The 2,506-nt window shown below is 59.1% G+C and carries 2 protein-coding genes; both read left to right on the forward strand.

The window, feature by feature from the left end; all coding sequences use genetic code 11:
- Window positions 1-94 precede the first annotated feature (94 nt).
- The gene (locus ABX749_RS29310; RefSeq protein WP_372899163.1) at window positions 95-1,426 is read left to right on the forward strand and encodes a DUF6666 family protein; all 1,332 of its coding nucleotides are present in this window, start codon (window positions 95-97) and stop codon (window positions 1,424-1,426) included.
- 219 nt (window positions 1,427-1,645) lie between these two features.
- Window positions 1,646-2,506: SGNH/GDSL hydrolase family protein (locus ABX749_RS29315; protein ID WP_372899164.1), on the forward strand; the 861-nt coding region annotated here is incomplete at its 3' end.

Genomic DNA, 2,506 nt, shown 5'->3' on the forward strand with positions numbered 1-2,506 from the left:
AACGCCTCCCAGCGGAAAGATTTGGAACATGATAACGTCAAGCCACTCGATTACGCGGGTCTTGCCTGGTCGAAACACGTCGAGTCGTCGAAAAATGTCTGCGACGGGCCTTTGCCGCCGCGTTTGCCAACACGCCGCGTGGCTTTTGCTGGTCGTTGCCGCTTTGCTAGCGTGGGGGACTCCGACGTTGGCCGGCGAGCCGGTCGTGCGTGCGGCAGCCGATGTCTTTGATAGCGAACGGGTCGACCTCTCCGGTGTGAAACCGGTCAAACGCGCAGCACGCGACGTCGCCGTCGGTCACGCGGTCGAAACCGACGGCGTGGTGCGGCCGGTGTCGTATTACGAAGGCGAGATGGGTTACGGCCCCGCCGTCTTTGAATCGAGCTGCGGCTGCGAGACGGTTTGTGACTGCCCTGTGGGCAACGTGTTCACGGATCCCGGTTGTGGGATCGAAGCGTCATGCGGTGCCGAGACTTGGATCGAACCGGCGTGCGGATGCGAGGGTGTCGGATGCGACGCCTGTTGCGACGGCTATGACCCGATGTGCGGATGCAACGCGTGTTGTGGCGGCATCGGAGGATTCATCGATTGCTTGTTTCCGCGACTGCGGATCCAGTGGGCTCAACTGGACCTGTTTGCCGGCGTGGCCGGGCACACCGGACCGATGAATTTCGCCAACACCAGCTCGACGGGAACCGACCGTCGCGGAACGGGCAGCTTTGGATTCTATGAAGGATTCAACAAAGGAACGGCGGTTCGCTTTTTCGGCGCCGATCTCGCCTGGCAATCCGGCGTTCGCTTTACCCAAAACAATCTTTCTGGAGCCGGATTCAGTGACGAGACGCGGGGCCAAGTCTTCTTGACCAGCGGCATCTTCCGCACCGTCGACTACGGTTTTCAATACGGTTTGGTGTTGGACTATCTGTACGAAGACTGGTACTACCGCAGCGATCTCGTCCAGCTCCGCGGCGAACTCGGCTGGGTCAATCGCGGCTGCAATGTGTTCGGATTGAAATTCGCAGTCGGCATCGACGACGACACCGCGACCACCAGTGTTGTGGACAACAGCGGAACCGTCGTCCGCAATGACATCGCGATGGAAGCGATGACGCAGTATCGATTGTTCTATCGCCAACGCTTGGCCCGCCTCGGTTCCTGCGAAGGTTTCGTCGGCTGGACCGACAATGACGACGGCTTGCTGGGCATGGAACTCGATCTACCGATTCACGGAAACCTGCTCTGGAACACCTCGGCGACGTATCTGATTCCCAATGAGGGAACCGGCAGCGGCGGCAACCAAGAGGAAGGCTGGAATCTGGCGATCGGATTCACCTACCGCCCAGGCGGACTGGGCGGACAATCACGCTACTCGCGGCCGCTGCTGAAGGTCGCCGACAACGGCACGATGATGGTGGATCGGAAGTAATCCGGTTGGCCGCTCCGGAGGTCTCTGGTTGGACGTCGTATGTTCTCTCTGATAACCTAAACGACGCGCCGGCGGCTTTTCGATCAGGCGATTTTGTTGTTTGTTTAAGCGGCTTGCTGCAGGACGACCGTGGTCAAAAAGAAATCGCCTTCCCAAAGCAAGCCAGCGCCGCCGCAAGCTGCTCCGCCACGCCCCAACCTTTCGGTCCGACGGAAGGTCATGCTGAGCATCGTCGTCGTCGCGTCGTTCTTTTTGGTCGCCGAGGCGTTGCTGCGTGTTGCAGGGTATCGCGTGCCTCTGGGCGTGGAGCGAATGGAATTCACGTTTCCAATCGACGACTACAACACGAATTCCCCCCAGCCGTTCTTGGCTCGCGACGACACCCTTTTTTGGCGTCCGCGTCCCGGAGCGCTCGGACACAACAGCATGGGGTTTTACGGCCCCGAATTTTCTGCCGACAAGCCGGACGGAGTGTTTCGCGTCGTCTGTCTCGGTGACTCCTGCACGCACTTCGGACCGATCACCTATCCCGACATGTTGCGTGCTTACTTAGACAAGGTTGCGCCGGGGAAGTTCGAGGTCATCAACGCCGGCGTCATCGGCTACACCTCCTTTCAAGGCAAACGGTTGCTGGAAACCGAAGCGATCGAATGGGATCCCGATTTGGTCACCGTGTATTTCGGCTGGAACGACCATTGGCTGGCGCGTGGGTTCCAGGACAAGGATCAACAGTCGGGCGAATCAACCGTGGCCGACGGTTTGGGAAACGCTCGCATCTTTCAGCTGATTCGAACTTTCGTGAAGCGTCCCTCGGCGACCGCCGATTCGGGGATGCGAGTCGAGCCGGAGGATTATCGCGCCAACCTGAAAGAGATCGGCTCGATTTGCGAAGCCAACGGAATTCGTTGTTGGTACCTGACCGCACCCCACGCGTTCGACATCGGTGTTCCGCCGTATCTGATCGAGTCGGGAGAAGCCAAGAATCTGGAAGACCTACTTGAGATTCATCGCAACTACAATCAGATCGTCAGAGACGTTGCCGACGCGCGGGGTGACACGCTGATCGATTTAGCAAACGAG

This window comes from Stieleria sp. (assembly GCF_041595215.1).
GTDB classification, from domain to species: domain Bacteria; phylum Planctomycetota; class Planctomycetia; order Pirellulales; family Pirellulaceae; genus Stieleria; species Stieleria magnilauensis.

Excerpts from the sequence above, each read along its gene's own strand:
- ABX749_RS29310 (WP_372899163.1), top strand. The coding sequence starts at position 95 with ATGTCTGCGACGGGCCTTTGCCGCCGCGTTTGCCAACACGCCGCGTGG.